This window comes from Micrococcus sp. HSID17227 (genome assembly GCF_003989405.1).
GTDB lineage: Bacteria > Actinomycetota > Actinomycetes > Actinomycetales > Micrococcaceae > Micrococcus > Micrococcus luteus.
The window spans coordinates 1-645 of record NZ_RBLN01000482.1; the positions used below are offsets into that span (position 1 = coordinate 1).

A 645-nucleotide genomic window follows, 5' to 3' on the forward strand; every position below is an offset into this window, starting at 1 on the left:
TTACGTGTTCACGATCGTGTAGTTGAACACGATGCACAGGAAGCCCACGATGCTCAGCCAGGCCGCGCGGGCGCCGGTCCAGCCGCGGGTGGCGCGGGCGTGCAGGTACGCCGCGTAGACCACCCAGATGACGAAGGACCAGACCTCCTTGGTGTCCCAGTTCCAGTACCGGCCCCACGCGGCTTCGGCCCAGATGGCGCCGGCGATCACGGTGAACGTCCACATCACGAAGGCGATCGCGTTGAGGCGGTAGGACCAGTTCTCCAGCCCCTGCGCGGCCGGCACGAGGCGCAGGAACGCCCACGAGCGCTCGCCCGCCGCGGCGCGCTTCTCCGCACGGTCCTGCAGCAGCTGCAGCACGGACATCGCCGCGGTCAGCGCGAACAGCGAGCTGGCGAGCACGGCGATGGACACGTGGATGACGAGCCACGGCGACTGCAGCGGCGGCTGGAGGTGGCCCACCGGCGTCGGGAAGCCCATGGTGGCCGCGCACATCATGGCCACCACGAGACCGGTGACGAACGTGCCCACGAAGCGCAGGTCCTTGCGGAAGAGGAACAGCAGGTAGACGGTCGTGATCACGAGCGCGCCCGTGGTCATGAACTCGTACAGGTTGCCCCACGGCACGCGGGAGGCGGCGAGGCC

The 645-nt window shown here is 69.0% G+C and carries 1 protein-coding gene; it reads right to left on the bottom strand.

The window, feature by feature from the left end; all coding sequences use genetic code 11:
* A partial coding sequence (gene ccsB, locus D8M29_RS12800; RefSeq protein WP_127446054.1) for a c-type cytochrome biogenesis protein CcsB occupies positions 1-645 on the bottom strand: 645 nt, incomplete at its 5' end.